Source organism: Nonomuraea sp. NPDC003754, assembly GCF_053605785.1.
On sequence record NZ_JBSGJX010000011.1, the window covers coordinates 51,838 to 76,962 of the forward strand.

Below are 25,125 nucleotides of genomic sequence, written 5' to 3' on the forward strand. Positions count from 1 at the left end.
AGGCGGGATGGCCGAGGCGGGATGGCCGAGGCGGGATGGCCGAGGCGGGATGGCCGAGGCGGGATGGCCGAGGCGGGATGGCCGAGGCGGGATGGCCGAGGCGGGATGGCCCGTGGTGTGTCTGCGGCTCCTCCGCCGGCGCATCGGCGCCGGAAAGCGTGACAAGACATGAATTCTTCACTGCCCGCCATCGAGCGCGGCCCGAAGAATCAGACCCATGATCCAGGTGAACGGGCTCACCAAGAGCTACGGAGACTTCCAGGCGGTGAAGGGCATCTCCTTCGAGGCCGTCCCGGGTGAGATCTTCGCGCTCCTCGGCAGGAACGGCGCGGGCAAGACGACCACGATCGAGGTTCTGGCGGGCTTCCAGCGCGCCGACGCGGGCGAGGTGCGGGTGCTCGGCCTCGACCCCGGCAAGGACCGGAGAGGGGTGCGCCGCCGCACCGGCATCATGCTGCAGGAGGCGGGGTTCTTCCCTGACCTCACGGTGGCCCAGACCGTCGACTCGTGGCGCGACTTCGCCCCCTCGGCCCGGCCGACGCGGGAGGCCCTGGAGCTGGCGGGCCTGCTGGACCGGTCGGCGACGAAGGTGCGGCAGCTGTCGGGCGGCGAGAAGCGCAGGCTCGATCTGGCGCTGGCCCTGCTGGGCCGTCCCGACGTGCTGTTCCTGGACGAGCCGACCACCGGGATGGATCCCGAGGCGCGGCGCAACACCTGGGAGGTCGTCCGCGACCTCGCCGCCTCGGGCACCACCATCCTGCTGACCACCCACTACCTGGACGAGGCGCAGCGCCTCGCGAGCCGTATGGCGATCATGGATCGGGGCGAGATCGTCGCCGCCGGCGGCATGGCGGAGACGCTGGCCGCGCAGGCCGGACGGGTCTCCTTCGAGCTGCCTGCCGGCATCTCGCCGGGCGACCTGCCGCTGCCGGTGACGATGGAGGGCGGCGTGGCGACGTGCAGGGCGGAGGATCCGGATCTGGCCGCGCAGGAACTGCTGAGCTGGGCGGCGGCCAAGGGCCTGCGGTTGCGCGGCATCGAGGTGCGGACGGCGTCGCTCGAAGACCTGTTTCTCGAAGGGATCGACCATGCGTGAGTTCGTGGCGGTGGCCCGGTTCGGCGGGCGGCTGTACTGGCGGGACAAGGTGGCGCTGTCGACCTCGGTGGCGTTGTCGCTGGGGCTCGGCATCGGTCTGCCGTTCATGATGGCGAAGGTGCGGCCGGGCGTGCCGGGCGTCGTGCTGGACACGCATCTCGGCGTGCTGGCCATGGTGCTGACGGTGGCCGCGTTCATGCAGGCGGCGGTCACGCTGACCGCGCGCAGGGACCAGCTGATCCTCAAGCGGATGCGCGCCACGGGCCTGCACGACCGCGAGATCATCGGCGGCGAGCTGGTCAACATCTCCGCGCAGACCGTGCTGCTCGCCTTCGTGGTGTGCGGGGTGCTCTACGCCGTCGCGGGCCTGCCGCTCCCCCGCAACCCGCTGGCGCTGGTGCTGTTCCTGGTGGCGGGCGTGGCGGTGCTGTCACTGCTCGGCGCGGCCTGGACGGCGGTGATCTCCCGGGCGGAGGTGGCGGCGGTCATGTCCATGCCGTGGTTCATGCTGGCGGGCGTGGGCGCGGGCGGTTTCGGGCCGGTCGTCAAGCTGCTGCCCGCGTGGGTGGGCACCGTCCTGGACCTGCTGCCCACCGGCGGCCTCGTGGCGGGCGCGCGGGCCGCCTACACGGGAGAAGGAGGTCTGCTCCTGCCGCTGCTGAACCTGGCGGTGTGGGCGGTCGTCGCGCTGGTCTCGGTCCGCCTGTGGTTCCGATGGGAACCCAGGAAGTCATAATTGGTCGCGCCATGACATCAGAATCCGCCCGCCGCCTCGCGATCATCGTGATCACCACGATCTCCGCCTGCTACACGGTGATGGCCGTCGTGCTCTACCTCTGGTCGGCCTATCTCGTCATCGTCACGGTGCCCATGAGCCTGTGGGCCATGGCGGCGGGCGTGTGCATCGGGGTCACCCACTACCTGCACGTGCGGGCGGGCCTGCGCGGCCGGCGGCCGCCGCTGTTCCCGCTGACCCTCGTCCTGCAGACCGCCGCGACCTACCTGACCGACTTCGTCCTCCCGTACGGCTGGTCCGCCGTCGTCTCGCCGCTGCTGGCCGGATCGCTGCTGATCCTGCTGCCGCCGCGCGCCGCCTGGCCGCTGGTGGGGCTGGCCACGGCGTACCAGGGCTGGCAGATCTACGTGGCGACCAGCGGGCACCTGGCGCTGACGTTCTTCTACGCCGTCACCGTCTTCAGCACCGGCGTCATGATCTACGCGCTGGTCCGGAGCGCCCTGATGGCCAAGGAACTGGACCAGGCCAAGGCGGAACTGGCCGAGGCGGCCGTGCTCAAGGAGCGCCTGCGGATCTCCCGCGACCTGCACGACGGTCTCGGCCGCAGCCTCACCGCGATCGCGCTGAAGGGCGATCTGGCCGCCAGGCTCGTCGAGCGCGACCCGCTCGCCGCCAGGACCGAGGTCGGCGAGCTGGTGCAGGTGGCCCGCGAGGCCGTCCAGGACGTACGGCACGTCGCACGCGGCTTCCGGCAGATGTCGCTGTCCGGCGAGGTCGAGCGGGCGACGGCGCTGCTGGCCGCCTCGGGCGTCGACTGCCAGGTCAACCTGGCCGCCGCGGCGCTGCCCCGTCCCTCGGAGGAGGCGCTGGCCTGGGGGGTGCGCGAAGGCGTCACGAACATCCTGCGGCACAGCCGCGCGACCACCTGCTCGATCAGCACCTCCGTCAGGGCGGGCACGGCACGCCTGGAAGTGGTCAACGACGGCGCCCCCGGCTCCCCGATGTCCAGGGGCAACGGGCTGACCGGCCTGAGCGAGCGGGCGAGCCAGGCGGGCGGCACCGTCACCGCCGAGCCGACGGAAGCGAACGGCTTCCGCCTCACCATGGAGGTTCCCGCGTGATCAGGGTGCTGCTCGCCGAGGACATGCACATGATCAGGGCCGCCCTCACCGCGCTCCTCCGCCTCGAACCGGACATCGAGGTCGTCGCCGAGGTGACCAGGGGCGACGAGATCGTGCCGGAGGCGCTGCGGGTCCGGCCCGACGTGGCGATCGTGGACATCGACCTGCCCGTGGTCGACGGCATCACCGCCGCCGCCACCCTGCGCACGCGGCTGCCGTCCTGCCGGATCCTGGTGCTGACGGCGATGGGCCAGCCCGGCCAGGTGCGGCGGGCCCTGGAGTCGGGCATCGAGGCGTTCCTGGTGAAGGACGCCCCGGGCGACCGGCTCGCCGAGGCCATCCGCAGGACCGCGGCGGGGCTGCGGGTGCTCGACGCCGACCTCGTGTCCTCGGCCATGGAGTACGGCGAGAGCCCGCTCACCCCGCGGGAGCGCACGGTCCTGGCGGAGGCGGCCCGGGGGGCGACGGCGGAGGAGATCGCCTCGCGGCTGCACCTGTCGGCGGGGACCGTGCGCAACTATCTGACCGGGGCGATCACCAAGACGGGCGCCAGGAACAAGATCGACGCGATCAGGATCGCGGAGGACGCGGGCTGGCTCTGACTGCGCGCCATCGCCCAGGTGGTGCGGACCGTGCTGGCCGCGGCGCTGGGGGCGTCCTTGGAGCCGTGGTCGGGCAGCACCGGCGGCCGCCGCCGCGGACCGACACGCCTGTCCCGCCCGGTCGCGCCCTCGAGCGCCGGCCGGCGTGCCCGTGGCTGGGCCGGCCGGAGCCGGGACCGGCCGACAGGGCAGCCGCTCCGCGATCGTCCGACCGGGAAGCGGCCCGGAAGCGGCCCGGAAGCGGCCCGGAAAACGGTTGGACGTGGGGCAGGCGGGTGTGGTGACCCTTAGGGCCGAGATCTCGGTCCGAACGAAAGGCTTGCCGCGTGTCGTTGTGGCGCAACAGGAACTTCTCCATCTTTCTGGCGATCCAGGCGCTGTCGGTGGCGGGCGACTCCTTCTCCACGATCGCCATCCCGCTGCTGGTGCTGCGGGAGACCGGTTCAGTTGTCCAGATGGGCATGATGACCGCGTTGTCCGGGGTGGCCTCCCTGGTGGCGGGGGCGTTCGCCGGGCTGGCCGCCGACCGGCTGGACCGGCGACGGCTGTTGATCGGCTGTGACGTCGCGCGGGCCGCGCTCTACGCGCTCATCCCGCTGGTCTGGATCGTCGAGCCGCAGATCTGGCTGCTGTACGTGGTCGTGCCGGCGGGAGCGGCGCTGGGGATGGTCTTCCAGGTCACCTATGTGACGGTGGTGCCGCGCCTGGTCGGCAAGGACCAGCTGATGCGCGCCAACGGCCACCTGTACGCGGTCTACGCCGCGGCCAGCGTCGGCGGTCCCGCGCTGGCCGGTCTCGCCTCCCATCGGTTCGGCCCGACCGTGGCGCTCGGCGTCGACGCGGCGAGCTTCGCCGTCTCGGCGCTCGGCCTGTGCCTGGTACGGCTGCGCCCGGCCGAGGCGCCGACCGCCGCCGAGCGCGGCGGCTTCCTCGAAGGGGCCAGGTTCCTGTGGCGCCAGCCGGTGCTGCGCTGGCTGACGATACTGCTGACGTTCTACATCTTCCTCACGGCGGGGCTCGACGACATCGTCATCTACTACCTGAAGAACGATCTCGGCCAGAATGACGACGCCGTCGGAGTCGTGCTCACCTGCGGCGCCGTCGGCGCGCTGCTGGGGTCGGCGGCGGTGGCAGGGGTGCGGGGACGGCTCGGCTTCGGCCCGACCTGGATCACCGCGATCGCCCTGTCGGGTGTGGCGATCGCCTGCGCCGGGCTGGGCCCTGCCGTACCGGGGGTCGCGGCGGTCATGGCGGGGTTCGTCCTCAGCCAGTCCATCGGCGGCATCTCCTCGCAGTCGCTGCGTCAGGAGATCACACCCGACCATCTGCTCGGCCGGGTCACCTCGGCCTTCTGGACGATCCATTTCGCGCTGGGACCGATCGGCGCCGGTTTGCTCACGCTGGCGGCTTCGCGGCACGGCACTCCGCCGGTCGCGCTGGTGGCGGGGGTCGCCGTCGTCGTGATCGCGCTGGTGGGGGTGCTCACTCCGGTCAGGCACCGGCATCCGGCGCGGGTGGAGGTCGCGGTGCGTGAGGCGGGTCGGGTCTGACGTCGGGCGACGGTTCGCCGGCCGGCATGCGATCATCCGAGGCCCGGACCAGCCGAACCGTCAGGACCAGCGGAACCGTCAGGACCAGCGGAACCGCCGGGACCAGCCGAGCCGCCGGGAACAGCGGGACCGGACGGCCCGCCGGCGGTCGCGGCCCCTCCCGCGTCGCGCGGTCCGCACGGAAGGGGCCGACGCCGGTCGGGCCGGGGTGCGGGCTCAGACGTCGGTGATGCGGATGCCCGCGTGGGCCTTGTAGCGCCGGTTGATCGAGATCAGGTTGGCCGTCAGCGCCTCGACCTGGTGGGCGTTGCGCAGCCGCCCGCCGTACACGCCGCGGGCTCCGGGGATCTGCCCGGCGAGGGCCTGCACGGTGTCGGTGGCCTCGCGGTCGTCGCCGAGGACCAGCACGTCGAGGTCGATCTTCTCGACGGCCGGGTCGAGCAGCAGCATGGCCGACACGTGGTGGAAGGCGGCGACGACGCGGCTGTCCGGCAGGACGGCGGCGGCCTGCTGGGCGGCCGAGCCCTCCTCGACCGGCAGCGCGTAGGCGCCCTGCTTGTCGAAGCCCAGCGGGTTGACGCAGTCGATCACGATCTTTCCGGACAGGGGGGCGCGGAGGGATTCCAGCGTCGCCTTGTGGCCGTCCCACGGCACGGCGACGATCACGATGTCGGCCTCGGCGGCCACCTCGGCGTTCTCCGCTCCCCTCGCCCCGTTGCCGATGGACTCGGCCGCCTCGTGGGCGCGCCCCGCGCTGCGCGAGCCGATGAGCACGGGGTGCCCGGCGAGGGCGAACCTGCGGGCCAGGCCCTTGCCCTGGTCGCCGGTGCCGCCCAGGATGCCGATCGTCAACCCGCTCACTTCAGGAAGGTCAGTCATATCGCCGATGATGCCAGCAGCGGGGTTCGTGTGTGGAACCCAGGCCTCGGGCGCGGAAACGGGCGCGGGAACGTCACAGGTCAGGCACCATGGACGGATGGACGCAGGCTCGGTGGCTCTTCTCCGCGAGGTTCTGGCCGAGACCGGCTGGCTGGAGCGCACACGAGAGCTGGGCACGGCGCTGAGAGCCACCCGCTCCCCTGGCGGCCTGCTCCTGGTCGGCACGCCCGACGACGAGCCGTGGCACCTCACCGCCCATCTCGGCGACGAGGCCAGGCTGGCCGGCCTGCCGCAGCTGGCGCCCACGCTGGTGCGGTGGCAGCCGCCACAGCAGGCCCCGCCCCACCTGCGGGTCGGTCTCGACCGGATCGAGCGGGCGGGCAGGGGGGAGACGCTGTTCGTGGTGGCCGAACGGCAGGCGCCGGTGCCGCTGCTGGAGCGGGTCGACGACGCCAGGCGCACGGGTGCCACGATCCTCGCTCTGGGGTGCGGCGACTCGGAGCTGGCGGGGCTGGCGCACGACGCGCTGGTGATCCCGTCCGGCGGTCCGGTCAGTTTCGACGGCGCGCAGCATCTCGTCAGCACGGCCGCGGGCGAGCTGCCGCAGCGTCCGCGGCTAAAGGACCGGCTCGCCCGGCTGCTGGAGCGGGTCAGCGGCCCGCAGGTGGCCGACTAGCGCCTCCTCGATCGCCGCGATCACGACGGCCTGCACCGGGTCGGGCGCGCCCGAGCGCGTGCGGCTGAGGCGGGTGACGGCCTCGATCCTGCGCGCGCCCACCTCGGCGATCCGGCTCACCCTGACGAATCCCTCCGGCACGTCGAGCAGCGCGAGCTCGGGCACGATCGCCACCCCGTGGCCGGCCGCCACCAGCGCGAGCGTGGGCGGGAACTCCTCGATGACGTGCGCCCTCCTGGGCGTGAACCCGTGCCGCGCCGCCAGCCGTTCGAGCGCCTGCCCGCACGCCTGGTCGGGCCGTCCGGCCACCCAGGGGGCGGTGGCGAGCTCGGCGACGGTCGCCGGCGTCGACGGCCAGCCGGGCGGCACCACGACGCGGAACTCGTCGATGTGGAGCGTCCGCGCCACCAGCGAGGGCTGGAGCGGGCCGGGCAGGCTCGCGTCGCGCTCGGCGATCACCAGGTCCACCCCGCCGTGCCGCAGTTCCTCCCGTGCGGGCGGCCCGATCAGCTCGCGGATCACGGGCGTGATCCGCGGATGCCGTACGGCCAGCATGCGCAACGCGGGGACGAGCAGATGCGTGATCACCGTGGGGAACGCGGCGATGGTCACCGGGCCCGCCAGCCGTTCGGTGAAGGTCGTCAGCTCCCGCCGGGCCTCGGCGAGCTCGTCCTCGATCCGGTCGGCGTAGCCGGCCAGCACGCGCCCCGCCGGGGTGAGGGACACCCTGCGCTGTGACCGGTCGATCAGCGCGAGCCCGACCTCGCGTTCGAGCTGCGCGAGCTGCTGGGAGACGGCCGAGGCGGTCAGGTGCAGGGCCTCGGCCGCCCGCATGACCCCGCCCCGCCTGGCGACCTCGCGCAGGACGCGCAGCCGCCTCGGATCGATCTCCATTAGCTCAGCTTACGGGTAACTGTAGATTTCGTAATTTGCCCTGTAGGAAAGGTCGTCAGCAGAATGAGCCGCATGGAGCACGCATGATCGTCGAACTGAGCCACCGGATCACCGAGGGCATGGTCACCTATCCCGGCATCCCGGGGCCCGTCCTCGGCTCCCATCTGACCCGGGAGGCGTCCCGCGAGGTCTACGCCCCCGGCACGGAGTTCCACCTCGGGACCATCACCATGGCGTGCAACACGGGCACGTACCTGGACACGCCGCACCACCGCTACGCCGACGGGACGGACCTGTCACAGGTGCCGGTGGACCGGCTGGCCGACCTGCCCGGCCTGGTGGTACGCGCCGTGGACCGGCCGAGCGTGGGCATGGACCTGCTCGACGGCCTCGACATGCGCGGCAAGGCGGTCCTCCTGCACACCGGGTGGGACCGGCACTTCGGCACGCAGGCCTACGTGCACGGCCACCCGTACCTGACGACCGAGGCCGCGGCGTGGCTGGCCGAGCAGGGCCCGGCGCTGGTCGGCATCGACTCGCTCAACATCGACGACACCCCGCCCCGGGGGGAGCGCCCGGCGCACACGCTGCTCCTCGCCGCGGGCATCCCGCTGGTCGAGCATCTGACCGGACTGGCCGGGCTGCCCGACAGCGGGTTCCGCTTCCACGCGGCACCGCCGATGATCGCCGGTCTGGGGACCTTCCCCGTCAGGGCGTACGCGGTGGTCTAGTCGTCGTCGTCCGCGTCCTGCTCGTCCCATGCCTTGTTGCGTTCCGCGGCGCGCTGCAGCGCGCCTGCCGCCTCCTGCTCGGAGGCGTAGGGGCCCATGCGGTCCTTGTTCGGGCAGCCCTGGTCGGGCTCGACGCGCATGTGCTTGAGGCAGAACCACCACTGACCTTCGCTCACGGGGTGAATTGTGCCCCGTAAACTCGGTTTCATGACCACACTGCTCCAGCCCGGGCGGATCTCGCCCATGCGCAAGGTTCCCGCCCACATCCAGCGGCCGGAGTACGTCGGCAGGAAGCATCCGAAGACGGGAGAGGCCGACGTCAAGACGCCGGAGATCATCGAGCGGATGCGCGTCGCCGGACGGATCGCCGCGCAGGCCCTCGAGGAGGTCGGCAAGCACGTCGCCCCCGGCGTCACCACCGACGAGCTCGACCGGATCGGCCACGAGTTCCTGCTGGACCACAACGCCTATCCGAGCACGCTCGGCTACCGCGGCTACCCCAAGTCGCTGTGCACGTCGATCAACGAGGTCATCTGCCACGGCATCCCCGACGACACGGTGTTGCGCGACGGCGACATCGTCAACGTCGACATCACCGCCTACATCGGCGGCGTCCACGGCGACACCGACGCCACGTTCCTGGTCGGCGACGTCGACGAGGAGTCGCGCCTGCTGGTCGAGCGCACCCGCGAGGCGACGACGCGCGCGATCAAGGCGGTCGCCCCCGGCCGGCAGCTCAACGTCGTGGGCCGCGTCATCGAGGCCTACGCCAAGCGGTTCGGCTACGGCGTCGTGCGCGACTTCACCGGCCACGGCATCGGCACGACGTTCCACTCCGGGCTGATGGTCCCCCACTACGACGACCCGTCGCTCCAGGTGGAGCTGGTGCCTGGCATGACGTTCACGATCGAGCCGATGCTGACGCTCGGCACGATCGACTACGAGATCTGGCCCGACAAGTGGACCGCCGTCACCAAGGACCGCAAGCGCACGGCGCAGTTCGAGCACACGATCCTGGTCACCGACACCGGCAGCGAGATCCTCACCCTCCCGTGAGCCCGGCGGCCACCGCCGCCCCGCCTGCCCGCCCTCCCGCCTGCCCGCCTGCGCGCCCTCCCGGCTGCCCGCCTGCTCGGCTGCTCGGCCGCCCGGCCGCCCGGCCGCGGGATCGTCCGGTACGGCTGCCGCGTGCCGTACCGGATCAGCGCCGGCGGGGCACGGAGCCCGTGACGGTCGTGCCCTCGCCCTGCACGCTGTTGACCGACAGGGTGCCGCCGAGCTCGGACATCAGCACGCGCATGCGGCTGATCCCCCTGCGCTCGTCCGGCATGCCGAAGCCGGCGCCGTTGTCGCTCACCGTCAGCCGTAACCCGCGCCGCCCCGTGGTGACGGCCACGGAGACCAGCCCGGCGCGGCTGTGCAGCTCGACGTTGAGCAGCGCCTCCTCGACCACGGCGAGCACGCCTCGGGCGATCGTCGCCGGGACGTCGCCGTGCGGGAGCGCCCACACCTCCACCGCGATGCCGGTGCGCTGCGACCAGTCGGTCAGATACTCCTGAAGAGCCTCGGCCAGGCTCCGCCCCCCGCGCATGCGCGTCTCATCCACCAAGTCCGCACTCGCCTTCCTGAGCACACAGCGGACGCCCCCCGAGCCATGGTCTGGCGCCCCCGCGATGGCCAGGACACACGGCGCACCAAGGTGATGCCCGTCTCCCCCGCCCGCAAGGCTACCGGGCGGTTCGAAGGCGCGTGGAGCGAAGATAGAAGGCCGTAGCCGCAGGGCTACTGGGCCTGGTCGCGGCGGTTCAGCTTGGCCAGGTAGTCGTTGTAGGAGTCGAGCTCGGCGTCGCCGGTGCCGCCGGTGCGGGCGGCCAGCGCGTCGGCTCGCCGGTCGGCCCTGCGCGCCTTCCTCTCGTCGTCGCTGTACCACTGGAAGGCCAGCGCGAGGAGCACGATCAGGGTGGGGATCTCGCCGAAGCCCCAGGCGATCGCGCCGCCGTTCTCCTGGTCCTGCAGCGCCGACAGGCCCCACGTACGGCCGAGCTGCTCGTACCAGTCGGCGGCGACGACGGTGCCCATCATCATCAGCGCGATGCCGAAGAAGGCGTGGAAGGGCATGGTGACGAACAGTGTCAGCAGGCGGCCGACGTGCGGCAGCTTGTGCGGCGCCGGGTCGACGCCGATGATCACCCAGAAGAACAGCGACCCGCTCAGCAGGAAGTGGAGCGTCATCGTGATGTGCCCGAGGTGCTCCTCCATCGCCGCCGCGAACAGCGGGGTGAAGTAGAGCGCGTAGGTCGAGGCGATGAAGATGGAGGTGGCGACCACCGGGTGGGACACGACACGGACGAACCTGCTGTGCAGGATCACGGTCAGCCACTCGCGCGGACCCCTGTCGCCGCGGCGGGCGGCGGGCTTGAGCGCGCGCAGCGCCAGCGTGACGGGCGCGCCGAGCACCAGGAAGATCGGCACGAGCATCGCGAGCGTCATGTGCTCGATCATGTGGACGCTGAACAGCACCTTGGCGTAGCGGGCCAGGCCGCTCTGCGTGGCGAGGACGAGGATCGCCACGCCGACGAACCAGGCGGCGGTACGGCCCGCCGACCACGCGTCGCCGCGGCGGCGCAGCCGTACGACGCCGGCGGCGTACAGGCCGCCGAGGGCGGCGGCGAGCAGGGCGAAGAACAGGTCGAGCCACCACAGCGAGGCCAGGGTGGCAAGCGTGATCTCCGGCGGCATCGGGAAGCCGAGCAGTTCGAAGGCGCGGTCGGCCGGCAGCGCGACGTCGGGCGGCGTGGTGCGGGCCAGCGCGACGGCCAGGCCGATGGTGGCGAACATGAGCACCAGCTCGCCGGCGGCCAGCCGGGTGAACGCCCCTGGCCTGCCCTTGCCGAGCTGGGCCATCGTGCGCTGGCGGTGCCACCAGCCGATGTAGCCGAGCACGACGAACGCGGCGGTCTTGGCCACGAGCAGCACGCCGTAGGCCGAGGTCCACAGGTCGCTGATCGCGGTCAGCCGGGCCAGGACGCTGAAGAGGCCGGACAGCCCGACGCCGATGTAGCACCACAGCGCCATCCGGGAGAAGCGGTTGGCGGCGACCTCGAGCTGCGGCTGCCTGCGCAGCCCGTGGGCGAGCAGGACGGTGAGCCCGCCCACCCACAGGGCCAGCGACACCAGGTGGGCGGCGACGCCGGTGGTGGCGAGCCCGTGGTTGGGCGAGGAGGAGGCGTGGGTGGTCAGCGCGGGCGGCAGCAGCGTCACCACCGCCAGTGCCAGCAGGCCCGCCGACGCTCCCGCGGTGATGGCCCCGCGGGAGAACATCGCGATGGCCACGCCGAACAGCACCACGAGGGTGAGCGCGATGCCCTGGCCGACCTGGCTGGCGAAGCTGGTCAGCTCGTTGCCGGAGAGCACGTCGGCGACGGGCAGGCCGAGCTGCTCCGACAGCGTGAACACCATGGTGACGACGCCCGCGCCGGCCCAGACCAGCGCCGTCCACGACGCCGCCTGGACGTAGCTCAGCGCGGTCTTGCCGAGCATGCCCTTGTCGCTGGGCAGGAAGAAGGTGGCGGCCAGCAGCAGGCCGACGGTCAGGACGCCCGCGACGTCCATCACCAGCTTGGCGATGGGCAGGCCCCACCGGGTCAGCGTGCCCTCGTCCGGCAGGCCGGGGATGATGCGCGGGAACGCCGCTCCTCCCGCGACCATGGCGATGACCAGGGCGAGGAGCGCGGCCCCTGCCAGCGCGAGCGCGAGCCGCGCGGTCCTGGTCACGGCTTCTTCTTCCGGGCGCTCAGCAGGAAGCCGATGCCGATGCCGACCAGCCCGCCGATGACGATGACGAGCCAGACGGGGAAGCCGGTCGCGGCCTGCGACGTCTGTCCGGCGACGGGCTGCGGCGCGGCGGACTGCGCGGCCGGCGTGGCCGCGGGGGCGCTCTGCGCGGCGGTCGCGGGGGCGGACTGCGCGGCGGGCGCGGTCGCGGGGGCGCTCTGGCCGGGTGACGCGCTCTGCGGTACGGCGGAGGCCGGCTGCCCGGTCGGTTCGGGCCGCGGCGCGCCCTTCACCGCGAACGGGATCTCGCCCTCGATGGGGTGACCGTCGGAGGAGACCACCCTGAAGGCGATCGTGTAGCCGCCGTCGGGCAGTACGCCCTTGAGCCGCTGCCGCACCACCTTGCCGTCGATCTCCGGCTTGCCCGCCTGCATCTCGGCGCCGCCGTCGGCGCGCACGATGACGAACGGGAGCTTCGGGGTACTGGTGAACTCCAGCTCGACCTGTTCGAGGGTCGCGACGGTGGCGTTCTTCTTCGGCGTGCTGCTCTTCAGCGCGTCGTGGGCCAGCGCGGGGGGCGCCGTCAGGACGGCGCCGACCAGGACGGCGAGCAGGGCGGTGAGGGCCGGCAGCGGGGATCTCTTCATGGCATCCCCAAGGCTACCCACCACCCTGCCCGGTGGTGACGTCGCTACAACCCCACGCAGGCCAGCGCCCGGTGGTAGGCCTCGACGGTGCCCTCGTCGTCACCGAGCGCCTCCAGGGTCTCCGCTGCCGCGTACCACTTGGTGGCCGCCTGGCGCGAGGTGGAGGCCCGGTCCATGAACCGCACCGCCTCGCGCGCGCTGGCCAGCGCCGCCTCCCTGTCGCCCATGGCGCCCTGGGCCCTGGCGAGGACCATCCGCATGTGCGCGTCCATCTCGGGCGTCTGGTCGGCCAGCAGCTCCTCGGCCGCCCTGGCGTGCTCGGCCGCGCGCTCGGGGTTGCCGGCGGTCAGCTCCACCGTGGCGAGCTGGAGCTCGGCGATGGCCTGGTCGGTCACGCCCGCCGAGGTCTCGGCGATCTCCTTGGCGGTCTGGCTGAACAGCTCCCTGAGCTTGTCGGTGTCGTGGGGCTGCAGCCTGGCGCGGTGGCCCGCCACGGCGCCGCGGAGCCTGGCCAGGTTGCGCGGGGCCGTGGCGGTCTCCGACTGGATGGCGTAGGCGCGCTCGATCAGGCTCAGAGCCTCCTCCGCCCGGCCGATGGACTCGGCGACCCTGGCGGCGTTCCAGCTGGCCGCGACGGCCGCGCGCGGGGTGCCGAGAAGCTCGGCGGCGGCCAGCAGCTCGGCGGAGAACTGGCGGGCGCGCAGCAGGTCGCCGCGGACCCAGTAGACCGACAGCAGCGTCGCGCCCAGCTCGACCAGGCCGTCGGTCCAGGTGGGCCGCACCGCGCCGGCGAGGACGCGCTCGCCGACCGCCACGGCGGCGACCAGCTCGCCCTTGTCGCGGTAGCACCGGCACAGTGCCAGCGCGATCTCCACGTGGCGCTCGGCGCTGAGCTCCTCGCCGTCGAGCCGCTTGAGGATCCTGATGGCCTCGGCGATGTCGCCGGTCGCCTCGGTCGCGAGCGCCAGGCCGTACTCCGCCTCTTGACGAAGGGCGGTCAGACCCGTCAGGTTGTTGTCCGCAACGAGCTCGGCGAACCTGGTCCGGGCCTCGTGAACCTCGCCGTTCTCCAGTGCGAGCCGCGCGTAACCCAGGCCGAGTTCGAGATCGTTCAGCTGCTCGGCGGTCACGCCGTTGACGAGGTAGCTGAGCGAACAGTCGAGCTTCTGGGCCAGGAGCTCAAGTACCGCGGGGGTTGGCGTGCGCTTTCCACTCTCGATCAGAGAGACGTAGCTGTCCGACAGTTCAGGGTGGGCGAGCTGGGCCTGTGACAGGCCACGCTGGCGGCGGACCGTCTTGATGCGGAGTCCGACCAGATCAGATGTGGTCACGGCAACGTCTCCCTGGGATGATGTACTTCAAGCACCACCTGAGCGAGGGAGAACCCCCCATGCGCAAGCGACTTGTCATGTCCGCACTCACTGTCCTCGTCGCGGCAATTGCCACGGTTGGAGGACATGGTACGACCGCAGGTGCCGAGGTGTCGCCTAAGGGACCGAGCTACGACTACCTCTGCTGCTAGTGCCCTTCAGTCCTTGCTGGAAAGTGCCGCGGTCAAGCCCTCGAATCGCCACAATTCGGGGGCTTCGGCATTCCCATGGGGGATTAACAGCGTAACCAACCCGTCTACATTTCAACTACAGGCCATATCGATCTTCGATCGTCTGCGTTCCTGAATGTGGTTGCCGTTTCACCATCCCCCGCGGCGAATCCGGAGGCTCGTGTGTTCATCGCTCTCCTGGGCCCGATGCTCGGACGGCTTCATGGACGCGAGGTCTCGCTGGGCGCGCCGCGTCAGCAGGCGATCGCGGCCATCCTCGCCTGCTCTGCCGGCGAGGTGGTGCTGAAGGAGCACCTCATCGACGGGCTCTGGGGCGAGGACCCGCCGAAGAGCGCCGAGCAGAGCGTCTACACCTACGTCGCCGGGCTGCGCAGCGTGCTCGAACCCGGTCGCGGCTCCCGTGAGGAGCCGAGGATACTCGTCGGCGTCCCCGGCGGCTATTCCTTACGCGTCGACCCTCTCCACGTCGACTGCGTGGCCTTCGCCGGCCATCTCGACGGGGCGGCGCGCCGGCGCGCGGAAGGCGACCTGCGCGGCTGCCTGCGCAGCCTGGACCTGGCGCTGGAGTTGTGGCGCGGGCCCGCGCTGCCCGGCGTGCCTGGGCCGTTCGCCGAGGGGCGCCGGCAGCACCTCGACGAGCTGCGCGTCACCGCCATGGAACGCAGGGCCGAGGTCATGGTCGAGCTCGGCAGGCACCAGGAGATCCTGCCCGCGCTGATGGCGCTGGTGGCCGAGCATCCGCTGCGCGAGGGGCCGCGCGAGTCGCTGATGCGGGCGCTGCACCTGGGCGGGCGCCAGGCCGAGGCGCTGGAGGTCTTCAGGGAGGGCGAGCGCGTGCTGGCCGAGGAGCTGGGCGTCGATCCCGGCGAGCGGCTGCGCGCCTATCGCGACGTGATCCTGCGCGGGCAGACCGCGCCACCCGCCCAGGCCGCCGTCGCGGTCCCGCGCCAGCTCCCCCGCGACCTGCTCGGCTTCGTCGGCCGCACCACCGAGCAGCTCAGGATCCGCTCGCACCTCGCGCCCTGGGACGAGGCGCCGCCCGCGCCGGTCGTGGCGATCTCGGGGCCGCCGGGCGCCGGCAAGTCGGCGCTGGCCGTCCGGGTGGCGCACGCCGTCGGTCACCGCTTCCCCGACGGGCACCTCTACGTCAACCTCCGCGGAGGCACTCCAGGCGTCAAACGGCTGACCCCCTCCCAGGCGCTGGGCCGGCTGCTGAGAGCGCTCGGCACCGCGCCCGAACGGGTGCCGGTGGACCTCGACGAGGCCGCGGCGCTGTGGCGCGGCCTCCTCAGCGACCGGCGGATCCTGGTGCTGCTCGACGACGCGGCCAACCTCGCCCAGGTACGGCCGCTGCTGTCGGTTCCCGCCGGCTGCTCGGTGCTGGTGACCAGCAGGGAGACGCTGGCGCCCGCCGACGACTGCGTCCAGGTACGCCTGGGAACCCTCCAGGACGCCGAGGCCGTCACCATGCTGGCCAGGCTGACCGAGGCCGGCCGTACCTCCGCCGACCCCGCGGCGACCACCCGGCTGGTACGGCTGTGCGACGGGCTCCCGCTGGCGCTGCGCATCGCCGGCGCCCGGCTGGCCAGCCGTCCCGACTGGACGGTCGGCATGCTGGTCGACCGCCTGGCCGACGAGCAGCGCAGGCTCCACGAGCTGGAGGCCGGTGACCTGGCCGTCCGGTCGGGGCTGACGGCCAGCTGGCAGGCCCTGCACGACAGCGACCATCCCACCGACCGGACGGCCGCCAGGCTGCTCGTGCTGCTGGCCCTCATCCGGGTGCCCGACGTGAGCACCTGGGTCGCCGCCGCGCTCCTCGACGCGGCGCCCGCCGACGCCGAGCGCGCCCTCGACCGGCTGGTCGACGCCAACCTGCTCGAGCGGGGCCGCGCGTGGCACTACCAGATGCACGACCTGGTCAGGCTGTTCGCCGGCGAGCACGCCGTCACCGACCGCGCGGCGTGCCTCGAGCGGGTGCTGGGCTACTACCTCGTCACCGTCGAGCACGCCACCCGCCTGCTGGACCCGCACCGGGTGCAGGCCGACATCCCGGCCGTCGACATGCGCCCGCACCCGCTGGCCGACCGCGACGAGGCCCACGACTGGCTCAACACCGAGGAGCCCAACCTGGTGGCCGCGGCCGCGCAGGCCATGGACGATCCGCACGAGCGGATCGCCCGCCTGGGGGCGGCGCTCAGCATCGCGCTGCGGTGGTTCCAGCGGCACTCCTACCGGCTGGCGGACATGATCTCGCTGTGCCAGCGGGCCCTCGCGGTCGCCAGGCGGCTGAGCGACGAGGCGATGGCGCTGGAGGCCCACGGCGGGATCGCCAGCGGCTTCGGCCACCAGGGCCAGGTCGACGCGGCGGTCCGCCACCTGAACGAGGAGCTCAGGCTGGCCAGGCGGCTCGGCGACCGGTTCGCCGAGCAGCGCGCGCTCGGCAACCTGGCCAACTCCTACGTGGACGTGGGCCGCCACGACCTGACGCTGCGGCACGCCATGGCGCAGCTGGAGATCGCCACGGAGATCGGCTCGCAGGTCGGCCAGCGCTACGCCCTGCTCATGGCGGGACAGGCCAACGGCCGCCTGCGCAGGTTCGCCGCGGCGGAGGAGTGCCTGACCAGCGCGCTGGCGATGGCGCGCCGGGTCGGCGATCTCGGCCACGAGGGCGCCATCCTCGGCGTGCTGGGCCTGGTCAAGGTGGACAAGGGTGATCTCGAAGCGGGTGTCGAGGCGCTGTCGGCAGGGCTGAGGGCCGCCCGAACCGTGCGGTTGCTGAGCACCGAGATGGACTGCCTGATCGCGCTGGCCAGGGCGTACCGGCTGCTCGGCGACCAGCGCAGGGCGCGCGCCTACCTGAGCGAGGCCGCCGTGCTCTCCCAGAGCATGCAGACGGACGAGGTCCGCCGCCAGGTGGCCGAGGAGCGGGAGGCCCAGGGAGCGGGTGCCGCGCTCCCCCAGGCCGGCCTGGTCTGATCAGCGGGCCCGCAGGGCGAGGAAGAAGTCCACCCGGTCGGCCATGGTCGACAGGTCCCTGCCGGTCAGCTCCTCGACGCGCCTGATCCGGTAGCGGACCGTGTTGACGTGCACGTGCATCCGCTCGGCGCAGGCGTTCCACGAGCCCGCCGTGTCGAGGAAGGCGCCGAGGGTGCGCACCAGCTCCGACTGGTGCTTGGCGTCGTAGTCGACGAGCGGGTCGAGCAGCCGCTGCGTGAACGAGCGCCGGACGTCGCCAGGCACGGTGGCCAGCAGCAGGTCGTGGGTGTAGATCTCGTCGCTGGTGACGACCCCGCCGGAGCGTGCGGCGGCCATGCGCAGGGCGTGGCCCGCCTCCTCGATCCCGCCCCTGATCGAGGCGGCGCCGGTGAGGGCGCCGCTCACCCCGATCGACACCCGGGTGTCGCGCAGCGCCGACAGCACACCGAGCCCCGCCCGCAGCCGGTCGGCGAGCGCGGAGACCGAGACCGAGATCGAGACCGGGACCGGGACCGGCAGCGGGACGAGGGCGACGGCGCTGTCGGAGCCCGCCGCGGCCACCACGTCCCGGCCGAGCAGCTCCTCCAGCACCTGCCCGCCCAGCGTGGCCGGGTCAGGGCCGCGGGTGGCGCCGGGGCGCGGGGCGGTCGCCGTCACCACCGCGTACGGCTGGCCGGGCCCCAGCCCGCACGTGCGCAGCCGGGCGTTGAGCTCGGCGGCATCGGCCTCGGCGGACAAGGCGGCGCCGACGAGCTGCTCGACGAGGCGGCGCTCGACCCGCCTGCCCTCCTCCATCCTGGTGCGTTCGAGCGCGACGCAGGCGGCCAGCTCGAAGCCGAGGTCGGCGCGGCCGAGCAGGTCTCCCTCGCAGGCCAGCACCCAGCCGGCGGCGCGATGCCCCCGGCCGACGCCGAAGAGCGTGTGGCCGTGCGCCGCGCACGGCAGCCGGGACGCCGACAGGTAGGCGCGGGCCAGCCGGACCGGGTCGGGGCACGAGCCGACGACGATCTCGCCGGTGGAGGACAGCACCGCGCCGGTGACGCCCAGCTCGGCGGCGGTGAGCGCGAACAGCTCGCCCAGGCCGGCGCCTTCGGCGACGGCGTCGACGATCCTGCGCTGGCGGCCGAGCGCCGCCCTGACCTCGCCCGACAGCCGGGGCGCCGCCGCCTCTTCGACGGCGCGGAAGGCCACGGCGGTCGGGATCTCCAGCAGCGGCATGCCCGCCTGCGCGCAGGCGGCCACGAGGTCGTCGGGCACGTGGCCGAGCCACGCCTGGCCCGCGCCGAGGGCGGCGACCCCCGCGGCACGCAGGGCCGCGACGAAGCGGGCGGAGTCGGCCGGCTCGTGCCGCCACATCAGGCCGGTGAGCACCAGCTCGCCGCCGCTCAGATAGCGGCCGGGTTCGGGCAGGTCGGTGACGTGCACGGCGGTGAACTCGGTGTCCTCGTCCCCCGCCAGCAGGACGAGGCCGAGTTCCGAGGCGGCGAGCAGGTCCCTGATGCGCACTTGGAGGAATATACAAGTCGGCCCAAGGACGGCTTACCGCGATTTCACATCGCACACATAGGCCCTCCCTCCGCCGGGTGCTGTACTCGGAAGATGACGGAGACGGCCAGCACGACGCGGCAGGGCGTGGGCGAGAGCGTCCGGCGCCCCGACGCCGTCCTCAAGGTGACGGGCGAGTTCGCCTACTCCTCCGACCTGTGGCTCGACGACATGGTGTGGGGCGTGACGCTGCGCAGCCCGCACCCGTCGGCCTGGATCAGGTCGATCGACATCGGCCCCGCGCTGGCCATGCCGGGGGTGCTGGCGGTGCTCACGCACGAGGACGTGCCGGGCGAGAAGTTCTACGGCCTGGAGCACAAGGACCAGCCGGTCCTGGCCATCGACCAGGTCCGCTACCAGGGCGAGCCGGTGGCGCTCGTGGCGGCCGATCACCCGGAGACCGCGCGCAGGGCCGCCGCCGCCGTCGTCGTCGACTACGAGGTGCGGGAGGCGGTCACCGACCCCCGGCTGGCCACCGAGTTCGTCCGCAGGCAGCCGGTCAAGGTGGGCGACACCTTCACGGCCGAGGTCGTCGTCACCGGCGAGTACGAGGTGGGTATGCAGGACCAGGCCTTCCTCGGACCCGAGTCGGGGCTGGCCGTACCGGCGGAGGACGGCGGGGTCGATCTCTACATCGCCACCCAGTGGCTGCACGTCGACCGCGACCAGCTGGCGCCCTGCCTCGGCCTGCCGCCGGAGAAGGTACGGCTGACGCTGGCGGGCGTCGGCGGCGCGTTCGGCGCCCGCGAGGACCTGTCGATGCAGGTGCACGCCTGCATGCTCGCGCTCCGCCTGAACCGGCCCGTCAAGATCGTCTATGGGCGTGAAGAGTCGTTCTTCGGCCACGTGCACCGCCATCCCGCCTGGCTGCGTTACGAGCACGGCGCCACCCGCGACGGCAGGCTGGTCTACGTCAAGGCCGAGATCCTCCTGGACGGCGGCGCCTACTGCTCCTCCTCGCCCGCCGTCGTCGGCAACGCGGCCTCCCTCGGCGTCGGCCCCTACGAGGCGCCCAACGTCGACATCCTGGCCACCGGCGTCTACACCAACAACCCGCCCTGCGGCGCGATGCGCGGCTTCGGCGCGGTGCAGGCCTGCTTCGCCTACGAGTCGCAGATGGACAAGCTCGCCGCCGCCTGCGGCCTCGACCCGGTCGAGATCCGCGTCCGCAACGCCGTCTCCCAGGGGTCCGCCCTGGCCACGGGCCAGATCATCGACTCGCCCGCGCCGCTGGCCGAGATGCTGCGCGAGCTGGCCGCCATGCCCCTGCCCGGCCCGGCCACGGACGACCTGCGCGACCTGCCGGGCGGCGTCTCCCAGACCACCCACGGCGAGGGGGTACGGCGGGGCGTCGGCTATGGCGTCGGCATCAAGAACATCTGCTTCTCGGAGGGCTTCGACGACTACTCCACCGCCAGGGTGCGCGTCGAGCTGATCGGCGGCGAGCCCCACGTGACCGTGCACACCGCGGCCGCCGAGGTGGGACAGGGCCTGGTGACGATCCAGGCCCAGATCGCCCGCACCGAGCTCGGCGTCGACAGGGTGACGGTGGCCACGGCCGACACGCGGGTCGGCTCGGCCGGATCTTCGTCGGCCTCGCGCCAGTCCTACGTCACGGGCGGCGCGGTCAAGGCGGCCTGCGAGGCCGTACGGGCGCGGTTCGAGGGGCTGCCGGTCGTCGAGGCGCTGGAGAAGTACGGGCCGATCGAGGAGACCAGGGAGTACCGGCACCGGCCCACCTATCCCATGGACCCGGTCACCGGACAGGCCGACTCCCACACCCAGCTCGCGCTGTGCGTGCACCGCGCGGTCGTCGACGTGGACGTCGAGCTCGGCCTGGTCAAGGTCGTGGAGCTGGCGGCCGTGCAGGACGTCGGCAGGATCCTCAACCCGGTCGCGCTGGAGGGCCAGATCCACGGCGGTTCGGCGCAGGGGCTGGGGCTGGCGCTCATGGAGGAGATCCAGGTGCGCGACGGGCAGGTGCTGAACCCGTCCTTCACCGACTACCTCATCCCGACCGTGCTCGACATGCCGCCCATGCAGACGTCGATCAAGGAGAACCCCGACCCCGCCGCGCCGTACGGGCTGCGGGGCGCGGGCGAGCCGCCGACGCTCTCCTCCACGCCCGCCATCGTGGCCGCCGTCCGTGACGCCACGGGCGTCGCGCTGACCAGGGTTCCGGTACGGCCGGAGCACATCGTCGGGGTCCCTGCCTGACAAGGGCGCGGCCACGCTAGGTTGGATGCTCGACAGCACGACTGAACACGGAGGAAAAAGCCCACATGTCCGAAGCGCGCGAGGCGGCCAAGGCCGAGTTCGAGAAGTTCGACACCGACCACGACGGCGTGCTCACGGCGGGCGAGATCCGGCAGGTGAACCAGGCGCTGGGCGGCCACGGGGTCACCGACGAGGAGATCGAGGCGTTCGTCGCGTCGGCCGACCGGGACGGCGACGGCAACATCACGCTGGACGAGTTCGTCGCCCTGGTCGGCGGCGGCAAGCACGAGCAGCGATAGCCGCAGGGGAAACGGGGTAGAGAAACGATCATCCCCCTGCGTGCGTAAGGGGGATGATCGTGCTCGACCGGCTGTTCGAACTGTCCGCCCGCGAGGCGACGGTCGGACGCGAGATCCGCGGCGGGATCACGACCTTCATGGCGATGGCCTACATCGTCCTGCTCAACCCGATCATCCTGGCCGGCGCCAGGGACGTCACGGGCGCGCGGCTCGACATCGGCCAGCTGACCACCGCGACCGCGCTGGCGGCGGCGGTCAGCACGCTGCTGATGGCCTTCGTCGGCAACGCGCCCTTCGGTGTGGCGGCCGGCCTCGGGCTGAACGCGGTGGTGGCCTACCAGGCGGCGCCGCACATGACGTGGGCGCAGGCGATGGGCCTGGTCGTGCTCGAAGGTCTGGTGATCATCTTGCTGGCGGTCTCGGGCATCCGCCGGCTCATCATGGACTCGATCCCGCTGGCGCTGAAACACGCCATCAGCGTGGGCATCGGGATGTTCATCACGCTGATCGGCCTGGTGGACGCCGGATTCGTCTCCGGTACCGGCGCCACTCCCCTTCAGCTCGGCGCCACCGGGCGGCTGACGGGCTGGCCGGTGGCCGTCTTCTCCTTCGGGCTGCTGCTGATGATCATCCTGTTCGTCCGCAAGACGCCCGGCGCGATCCTGCTCTCGATCGTGATCACCACGCTGGTCGCGATCGTCGTCAACGCCGTGGCCACCATCGACCCGAAGCAGTGGGGCATCGTGGTGCCCCACGTGCCCGAGGCCGTCATCTCGCCGCCCGACTTCGGGCTGATCGGCAACGTCGACCTGTTCGGCGGGTTCGTCACCGCGGGCGCGGTCACCGCCTCCATCGTGCTGTTCACGCTGGTGCTGTCCGGATTCTTCGACGCGATGGGCACCATCATCGGGGTGGCCGACGAGGCGTCACTCGTCGACACCCAGGGCCGGGTGCCGCGGCTGGGCGCGATCCTGACCGTGGACGGCATGGCGGGCGTGATCGGCGGCCTGTGCAGCGCCTCCTCCAACACGGTGTTCGTGGAGTCGGCGGCCGGTGTGGGCGAGGGCGCCCGCACCGGCCTGGCCAGCGTCGCGACGGGCGCGCTGCTGGGCTTGACCATGCTGTTCACGCCGCTGGCCGAGGTGGTGCCCGCCGCTGCCGCCGCGCCGGCGCTCGTGCTGGTGGGCGCGCTGATGATGACGCAGAGTCGTAACGTGCCGTGGGAGGATCTGGAGCTGGCGATCCCGGCGTTCCTGACGATCGTGCTGATGCCGTTCACCTACAGCATCACCAACGGAGTGGGCGCGGGGGTGATCGCCTACACCGTCATCAAGGCGGCGCGCGGAAAGTACGCCGAGATCCCGGGGCTGCTGTGGGTGGTCTCGCTGATCTTCGTCGCCTACTTCGCGCTGAGCGGCCTGTTCTGACGGCCCGGCACCGGCGCGACGTCTAGCCGTCCTGCGGGTCGCAGGCGAAGCCGTCGCCGTCCTTGTCGGTGTACCAGTAGTACTGCGGGTGCCTGCCCTTCTGGTACGGCCCGCCGTACCCGGCCGCCCGTGCCTCCTTGCAGGTGGAGTAGCGCTTCTCGGTGCCGGCGTCGAGCGAGGAACGCGTGCTCCGGGAGGCGTCGGCGGACGTGCCGAGACCCGCGCCCGGTGACGCCGTGGCGGTCGTGCGGACCCCGGACTGGCCGGTGCCGGACTGGCCGGTGCCGGACTGGCCGGTGCCGGACTGGCCGGTGCCGGGCTGGGTGGTCCCCGGCTGGGCTCCGGGCGGGGTCGCCCCGGTCCCGGTGGTGCCGGGCTGCGTACCGGGCGGCGTGGCGCCCGGTTGCGTACCCGGCGAAGTGGCGCCGGGTTGCGTACCGGGCGGGGTGGTGCCGGGCTGGGGCGTGGTGCCGGGTGTGGTGCCGGGCTGGGGCGTGGTGCTCGTGCCGGGGACGCCCGGCTGGGGCGGTGCGGGGGTGACGGCGGCGCCCAGCATCGCCTTGACCAGCGCGTCGGCCTTGTCCTTGGTGAAGCCCGCGATGCTGACGCTGTCACCGCTCATCTGCTGGGCGACCGTGGGCGCGGCCAGCACGGTGGCGGTCTCGTTCTGGCCGACCAGGATGGCGATCTGCTGGTCGACGCGCTCCTTGATCAGCGCGGCCAGCGCGTCGCGGAAGGCCGGGGCGACCGCGATCCTGACGCCGTAGCTGTCCTTCTCCTTCACCGTCTCGATCGCCTGCACCGCCGAGACGGGCACCGCCTCGGACAGGAAGTAACAGATCTTCCCGTCCTGGGAGAGCGCCACCTTCTGGCCCGGGCACGGCGAGGCCTTCTGGTCCTCGACGGGGGCGAAGTAGATCGGCTCGCCCAGCCTGATCGGCGGTTTGCCGCCGAACAGCGGCGAGTCGGGGTTCCTCGTCATGAGCACCGCGACGGTGCCGAGCACACCCGCGGTCAGCACGACCAGGACGAGGGAGACGATCAGCACGATGGTGGTGAGCCTGCTCGCCCTCGGCCCCTCGGGGACCGCTGCGGGCTGCGCCCCGGGCGGACGCCCCGGCGGCGGCGGTTTCTCCATCCGTGAACCCCATCCTGACTGGTGCTTCCGCAGAGCCTAGCGAGGACGGCAGGAACCGGGAAATCATCGACAGTCTGCCAAGAACCTTGGCACGGTCCATACAGAGTGTCGCCCCCGGCCTGGGGGACATTGGACATATGAAGGTCGGAGTTCCTCGCGAGGTCAAGAACCACGAGTATCGCGTGGCCCTCACACCCGCGGGCGCGCACGAACTGATCAGGCATGGACATCAGGTCTTCGTCGAACGGGACGCGGGAAGGGGATCGTCCATTCCCGACGAGGACTTCGTCGCCGTCGGCGCGGTGGTGCTCGACGGGCCCGACGAGGTGTGGGGCATGGGCGACCTCGTCCTGAAGGTCAAGGAGCCCATCGCCGAGGAGTACCACCGGATGCGCAAGGGGCAGGTGCTGTTCACCTACCTGCATCTGGCGGCCTCCGAGGCGTGCACGAGGGCGATGCTCGACGCGGGCGTGACCGGCATCGCCTACGAGACCGTGCAGGCGGACAACGGCGCCCTGCCGCTGCTCGCCCCGATGTCGGAGGTGGCCGGACGGCTCGCGCCGCAGGTGGGCGCCTACCACCTGATGCGCCCCGAGGGCGGCCGCGGCGTGCTGATGGGCGGCGTCTCCGGCGTGCGGGCGGCGAACGTCGTCGTGATCGGCGCGGGCGTGTCGGGGATGAACGCCGCGGCGATCGCCCTCGGCATGCAGGCCGAGGTGCTGCTTCTCGACCGCAACATCGACAAGCTGCGCCAGGCCGACATGATCTACCAGGGCTACTGCCAGACGATCGCCTCGAACACGCTGGAGATCGAGAAGGCCGTGCTGGAGGCCGACCTGGTGATCGGCGCGGTGCTGGTGCCGGGCGCGAAGGCGCCGACGCTGGTCACCAACGAGCTGGTCAGCAGGATGAAGCCGGGCTCGGTGCTGGTCGACATCTCCATCGACCAGGGCGGCTGCTTCGAGGACTCCCGGCCCACCACGCACGCCGAGCCGACCTACCCGGTGCACGACTCGCTGTTCTACTGCGTGGCGAACATGCCGGGGGCGGTACCGCACACCTCCACGTTCGCGCTGACGAACGTCACGCTGCCCTACGCGCTGGCCATCGCCGACAACGGCTGGCTGGCGGCGCTGCGCAGCGACCGCGTGCTGGCCCGGGGGCTGAGCACGCATGAGGGGCGGCTGCTCAGCGAGCCCGTGGCCGAGGCGCACGGGCTCGTGGCGACGCCGATCGCCGAGGTGCTCGGCTAGCGG

General features: G+C 72.4%; 22 protein-coding genes. 13 read left to right on the forward strand and 9 right to left on the reverse strand.

Annotated elements, in window-relative coordinates:
* Positions 1 to 217: 217 nt before the first annotated feature.
* The 5 genes from ACWEVS_RS16075 (at position 218) to ACWEVS_RS16095 (ending at position 5,105) form a co-directional block, all read left to right on the forward strand.
* Positions 218 to 1,096, forward strand: a complete 879-nt coding sequence (locus tag ACWEVS_RS16075) for an ATP-binding cassette domain-containing protein (RefSeq protein ID WP_452552068.1) — start codon at positions 218 to 220, stop codon at positions 1,094 to 1,096.
* Positions 1,089 to 1,832, forward strand: coding sequence for an ABC transporter permease (locus tag ACWEVS_RS16080; RefSeq protein WP_452552069.1), 744 nt, complete (start codon positions 1,089 to 1,091; stop codon positions 1,830 to 1,832). The genes ACWEVS_RS16075 and ACWEVS_RS16080 overlap by 8 nt, the downstream gene beginning before the upstream one ends.
* An 11-nt stretch (positions 1,833 to 1,843) precedes the next feature.
* Positions 1,844 to 2,953, forward strand: coding sequence for a sensor histidine kinase (locus ACWEVS_RS16085; protein ID WP_449916280.1), 1,110 nt, complete (start codon positions 1,844 to 1,846; stop codon positions 2,951 to 2,953).
* Positions 2,950 to 3,555: a response regulator transcription factor gene (locus tag ACWEVS_RS16090; protein ID WP_354912958.1), complete on the forward strand. Its 606-nt coding sequence runs from the start codon at positions 2,950 to 2,952 to the stop codon at positions 3,553 to 3,555. The genes ACWEVS_RS16085 and ACWEVS_RS16090 overlap by 4 nt, the downstream gene beginning before the upstream one ends.
* Positions 3,556 to 3,881: 326 nt before the next feature.
* Positions 3,882 to 5,105, forward strand: a complete 1,224-nt coding sequence (locus ACWEVS_RS16095; protein WP_452552071.1) for an MFS transporter — start codon at positions 3,882 to 3,884, stop codon at positions 5,103 to 5,105.
* Between the two features lie 216 nt (positions 5,106 to 5,321).
* Here the strand turns inward: ACWEVS_RS16095 and npdG are convergent, their stop codons facing one another.
* Positions 5,322 to 5,984: an NADPH-dependent F420 reductase gene (gene npdG, locus ACWEVS_RS16100; protein ID WP_452552073.1), complete on the reverse strand. Its 663-nt coding sequence runs from the start codon at positions 5,982 to 5,984 to the stop codon at positions 5,322 to 5,324.
* Between the two features lie 97 nt (positions 5,985 to 6,081).
* On the opposite strand from npdG, the gene ACWEVS_RS16105 reads away from it, so the two are divergent.
* Positions 6,082 to 6,660, forward strand: coding sequence for a hypothetical protein (locus ACWEVS_RS16105; RefSeq protein ID WP_449916288.1), 579 nt, complete (start codon positions 6,082 to 6,084; stop codon positions 6,658 to 6,660).
* Here ACWEVS_RS16105 and ACWEVS_RS16110 read toward each other — a convergent pair.
* On the reverse strand, positions 6,601 to 7,554 hold the full coding sequence (locus ACWEVS_RS16110) for a LysR family transcriptional regulator (RefSeq protein ID WP_449916290.1): 954 nt from the start codon (positions 7,552 to 7,554) through the stop codon (positions 6,601 to 6,603). The genes ACWEVS_RS16105 and ACWEVS_RS16110 overlap by 60 nt on opposite strands.
* A gap of 83 nt (positions 7,555 to 7,637) precedes the next feature.
* On the opposite strand from ACWEVS_RS16110, the gene ACWEVS_RS16115 reads away from it, so the two are divergent.
* Positions 7,638 to 8,285: a cyclase family protein gene (locus ACWEVS_RS16115; RefSeq protein ID WP_452552075.1), complete on the forward strand. Its 648-nt coding sequence runs from the start codon at positions 7,638 to 7,640 to the stop codon at positions 8,283 to 8,285.
* Here ACWEVS_RS16115 and ACWEVS_RS16120 read toward each other — a convergent pair.
* The gene (locus ACWEVS_RS16120; RefSeq protein ID WP_449916296.1) at positions 8,282 to 8,494 is read right to left on the reverse strand and encodes a hypothetical protein; all 213 of its coding nucleotides are present in this window, start codon (positions 8,492 to 8,494) and stop codon (positions 8,282 to 8,284) included. The two genes, ACWEVS_RS16115 and ACWEVS_RS16120, sit on opposite strands and share 4 nt — an antisense overlap.
* Here ACWEVS_RS16120 and map point away from each other — a divergent pair.
* Entirely contained in the window at positions 8,493 to 9,341 is an 849-nt protein-coding gene (gene map / locus ACWEVS_RS16125; protein WP_354912968.1) for a type I methionyl aminopeptidase, read from the forward strand. The two genes, ACWEVS_RS16120 and map, sit on opposite strands and share 2 nt — an antisense overlap.
* 145 nt (positions 9,342 to 9,486) lie before the next feature.
* Here map and ACWEVS_RS16130 read toward each other — a convergent pair whose 3' ends face one another.
* From ACWEVS_RS16130 to ACWEVS_RS16145, 4 genes are all read right to left on the reverse strand, one after another.
* Positions 9,487 to 9,876 (reverse strand): sensor histidine kinase, encoded by a 390-nt coding sequence (locus ACWEVS_RS16130; RefSeq protein ID WP_452552077.1) that lies wholly within the window; start codon positions 9,874 to 9,876, stop codon positions 9,487 to 9,489.
* A 191-nt stretch (positions 9,877 to 10,067) separates the two neighbouring features.
* Positions 10,068 to 12,059, reverse strand: coding sequence for a cytochrome c oxidase assembly protein (locus ACWEVS_RS16135; RefSeq protein ID WP_449916300.1), 1,992 nt, complete (start codon positions 12,057 to 12,059; stop codon positions 10,068 to 10,070).
* Complete coding sequence (locus tag ACWEVS_RS16140) at positions 12,056 to 12,706, reverse strand: copper resistance CopC family protein (protein WP_452552078.1); 651 nt, start codon at positions 12,704 to 12,706, stop codon at positions 12,056 to 12,058. The genes ACWEVS_RS16135 and ACWEVS_RS16140 overlap by 4 nt, the downstream gene beginning before the upstream one ends.
* A 44-nt stretch (positions 12,707 to 12,750) precedes the next feature.
* Positions 12,751 to 14,037, reverse strand: a complete 1,287-nt coding sequence (locus ACWEVS_RS16145; protein ID WP_354912976.1) for a helix-turn-helix domain-containing protein — start codon at positions 14,035 to 14,037, stop codon at positions 12,751 to 12,753.
* Positions 14,038 to 14,429: 392 nt separating this feature from the next.
* Between ACWEVS_RS16145 and ACWEVS_RS16150 the strand changes: the two genes are divergently transcribed.
* Entirely contained in the window at positions 14,430 to 17,243 is a 2,814-nt protein-coding gene (locus ACWEVS_RS16150; RefSeq protein ID WP_452552080.1) for a BTAD domain-containing putative transcriptional regulator, read from the forward strand.
* On the opposite strand, the gene ACWEVS_RS16155 is transcribed toward ACWEVS_RS16150, so the two are convergent.
* Positions 17,244 to 18,749 carry a helix-turn-helix domain-containing protein gene (locus ACWEVS_RS16155; RefSeq protein ID WP_452552082.1) on the reverse strand — a complete coding sequence of 502 codons (1,506 nt, stop codon included), beginning with the start codon at positions 18,747 to 18,749 and terminating at the stop codon, positions 17,244 to 17,246.
* Between the two features lie 93 nt (positions 18,750 to 18,842).
* Between ACWEVS_RS16155 and ACWEVS_RS16160 the strand changes: the two genes are divergently transcribed.
* Genes ACWEVS_RS16160 through ACWEVS_RS16170 form a run of 3 tightly spaced genes read left to right on the forward strand, consistent with a single transcriptional unit; the run spans position 18,843 to position 22,731 of the window.
* On the forward strand, positions 18,843 to 21,005 hold the full coding sequence (locus tag ACWEVS_RS16160; RefSeq protein WP_354912981.1) for a xanthine dehydrogenase family protein molybdopterin-binding subunit: 2,163 nt from the start codon (positions 18,843 to 18,845) through the stop codon (positions 21,003 to 21,005).
* Positions 21,006 to 21,046: 41 nt separating this feature from the next.
* The gene (locus ACWEVS_RS16165) at positions 21,047 to 21,304 is read left to right on the forward strand and encodes an EF-hand domain-containing protein (RefSeq protein WP_354913191.1); all 258 of its coding nucleotides are present in this window, start codon (positions 21,047 to 21,049) and stop codon (positions 21,302 to 21,304) included.
* A gap of 53 nt (positions 21,305 to 21,357) precedes the next feature.
* Complete coding sequence (locus ACWEVS_RS16170) at positions 21,358 to 22,731, forward strand: NCS2 family permease (RefSeq protein ID WP_449916310.1); 1,374 nt, start codon at positions 21,358 to 21,360, stop codon at positions 22,729 to 22,731.
* 22 nt (positions 22,732 to 22,753) lie between these two features.
* On the opposite strand, the gene ACWEVS_RS16175 is transcribed toward ACWEVS_RS16170, so the two are convergent.
* Positions 22,754 to 23,869: an excalibur calcium-binding domain-containing protein gene (locus tag ACWEVS_RS16175; RefSeq protein ID WP_452552083.1), complete on the reverse strand. Its 1,116-nt coding sequence runs from the start codon at positions 23,867 to 23,869 to the stop codon at positions 22,754 to 22,756.
* Between the two features lie 137 nt (positions 23,870 to 24,006).
* Between ACWEVS_RS16175 and ald the strand changes: the two genes are divergently transcribed.
* On the forward strand, positions 24,007 to 25,122 hold the full coding sequence (ald, locus tag ACWEVS_RS16180; RefSeq protein WP_354912987.1) for an alanine dehydrogenase: 1,116 nt from the start codon (positions 24,007 to 24,009) through the stop codon (positions 25,120 to 25,122).
* Positions 25,123 to 25,125 lie beyond the last annotated feature (3 nt).

What these genes read in the sequence shown, in the direction of transcription:
- ACWEVS_RS16160 (WP_354912981.1), top strand. Translation starts at nt 18,843, where the DNA reads ATGACGGAGACGGCCAGCACGACGCGGCAGGGCGTGGGCGAGAGCGTC.
- ACWEVS_RS16130 (WP_452552077.1), bottom strand. Translation starts at nt 9,876, where the DNA reads ATGCGCGGGGGGCGGAGCCTGGCCGAGGCTCTTCAGGAGTATCTGACC.
- npdG (WP_452552073.1), bottom strand. Translation starts at nt 5,984, where the DNA reads ATGACTGACCTTCCTGAAGTGAGCGGGTTGACGATCGGCATCCTGGGC.
- ACWEVS_RS16175 (WP_452552083.1), bottom strand. Translation starts at nt 23,869, where the DNA reads ATGGAGAAACCGCCGCCGCCGGGGCGTCCGCCCGGGGCGCAGCCCGCA.
- ACWEVS_RS16105 (WP_449916288.1), top strand. Translation starts at nt 6,082, where the DNA reads ATGGACGCAGGCTCGGTGGCTCTTCTCCGCGAGGTTCTGGCCGAGACC.
- ACWEVS_RS16075 (WP_452552068.1), top strand. Translation starts at nt 218, where the DNA reads ATGATCCAGGTGAACGGGCTCACCAAGAGCTACGGAGACTTCCAGGCG.
- map (WP_354912968.1), top strand. Translation starts at nt 8,493, where the DNA reads ATGACCACACTGCTCCAGCCCGGGCGGATCTCGCCCATGCGCAAGGTT.
- ACWEVS_RS16080 (WP_452552069.1), top strand. Translation starts at nt 1,089, where the DNA reads ATGCGTGAGTTCGTGGCGGTGGCCCGGTTCGGCGGGCGGCTGTACTGG.
- ACWEVS_RS16115 (WP_452552075.1), top strand. Translation starts at nt 7,638, where the DNA reads ATGATCGTCGAACTGAGCCACCGGATCACCGAGGGCATGGTCACCTAT.
- ACWEVS_RS16170 (WP_449916310.1), top strand. Translation starts at nt 21,358, where the DNA reads ATGATCGTGCTCGACCGGCTGTTCGAACTGTCCGCCCGCGAGGCGACG.
- ald (WP_354912987.1), top strand. Translation starts at nt 24,007, where the DNA reads ATGAAGGTCGGAGTTCCTCGCGAGGTCAAGAACCACGAGTATCGCGTG.
- ACWEVS_RS16085 (WP_449916280.1), top strand. Translation starts at nt 1,844, where the DNA reads ATGACATCAGAATCCGCCCGCCGCCTCGCGATCATCGTGATCACCACG.
- ACWEVS_RS16110 (WP_449916290.1), bottom strand. Translation starts at nt 7,554, where the DNA reads ATGGAGATCGATCCGAGGCGGCTGCGCGTCCTGCGCGAGGTCGCCAGG.
- ACWEVS_RS16140 (WP_452552078.1), bottom strand. Translation starts at nt 12,706, where the DNA reads ATGAAGAGATCCCCGCTGCCGGCCCTCACCGCCCTGCTCGCCGTCCTG.
- ACWEVS_RS16120 (WP_449916296.1), bottom strand. Translation starts at nt 8,494, where the DNA reads ATGAAACCGAGTTTACGGGGCACAATTCACCCCGTGAGCGAAGGTCAG.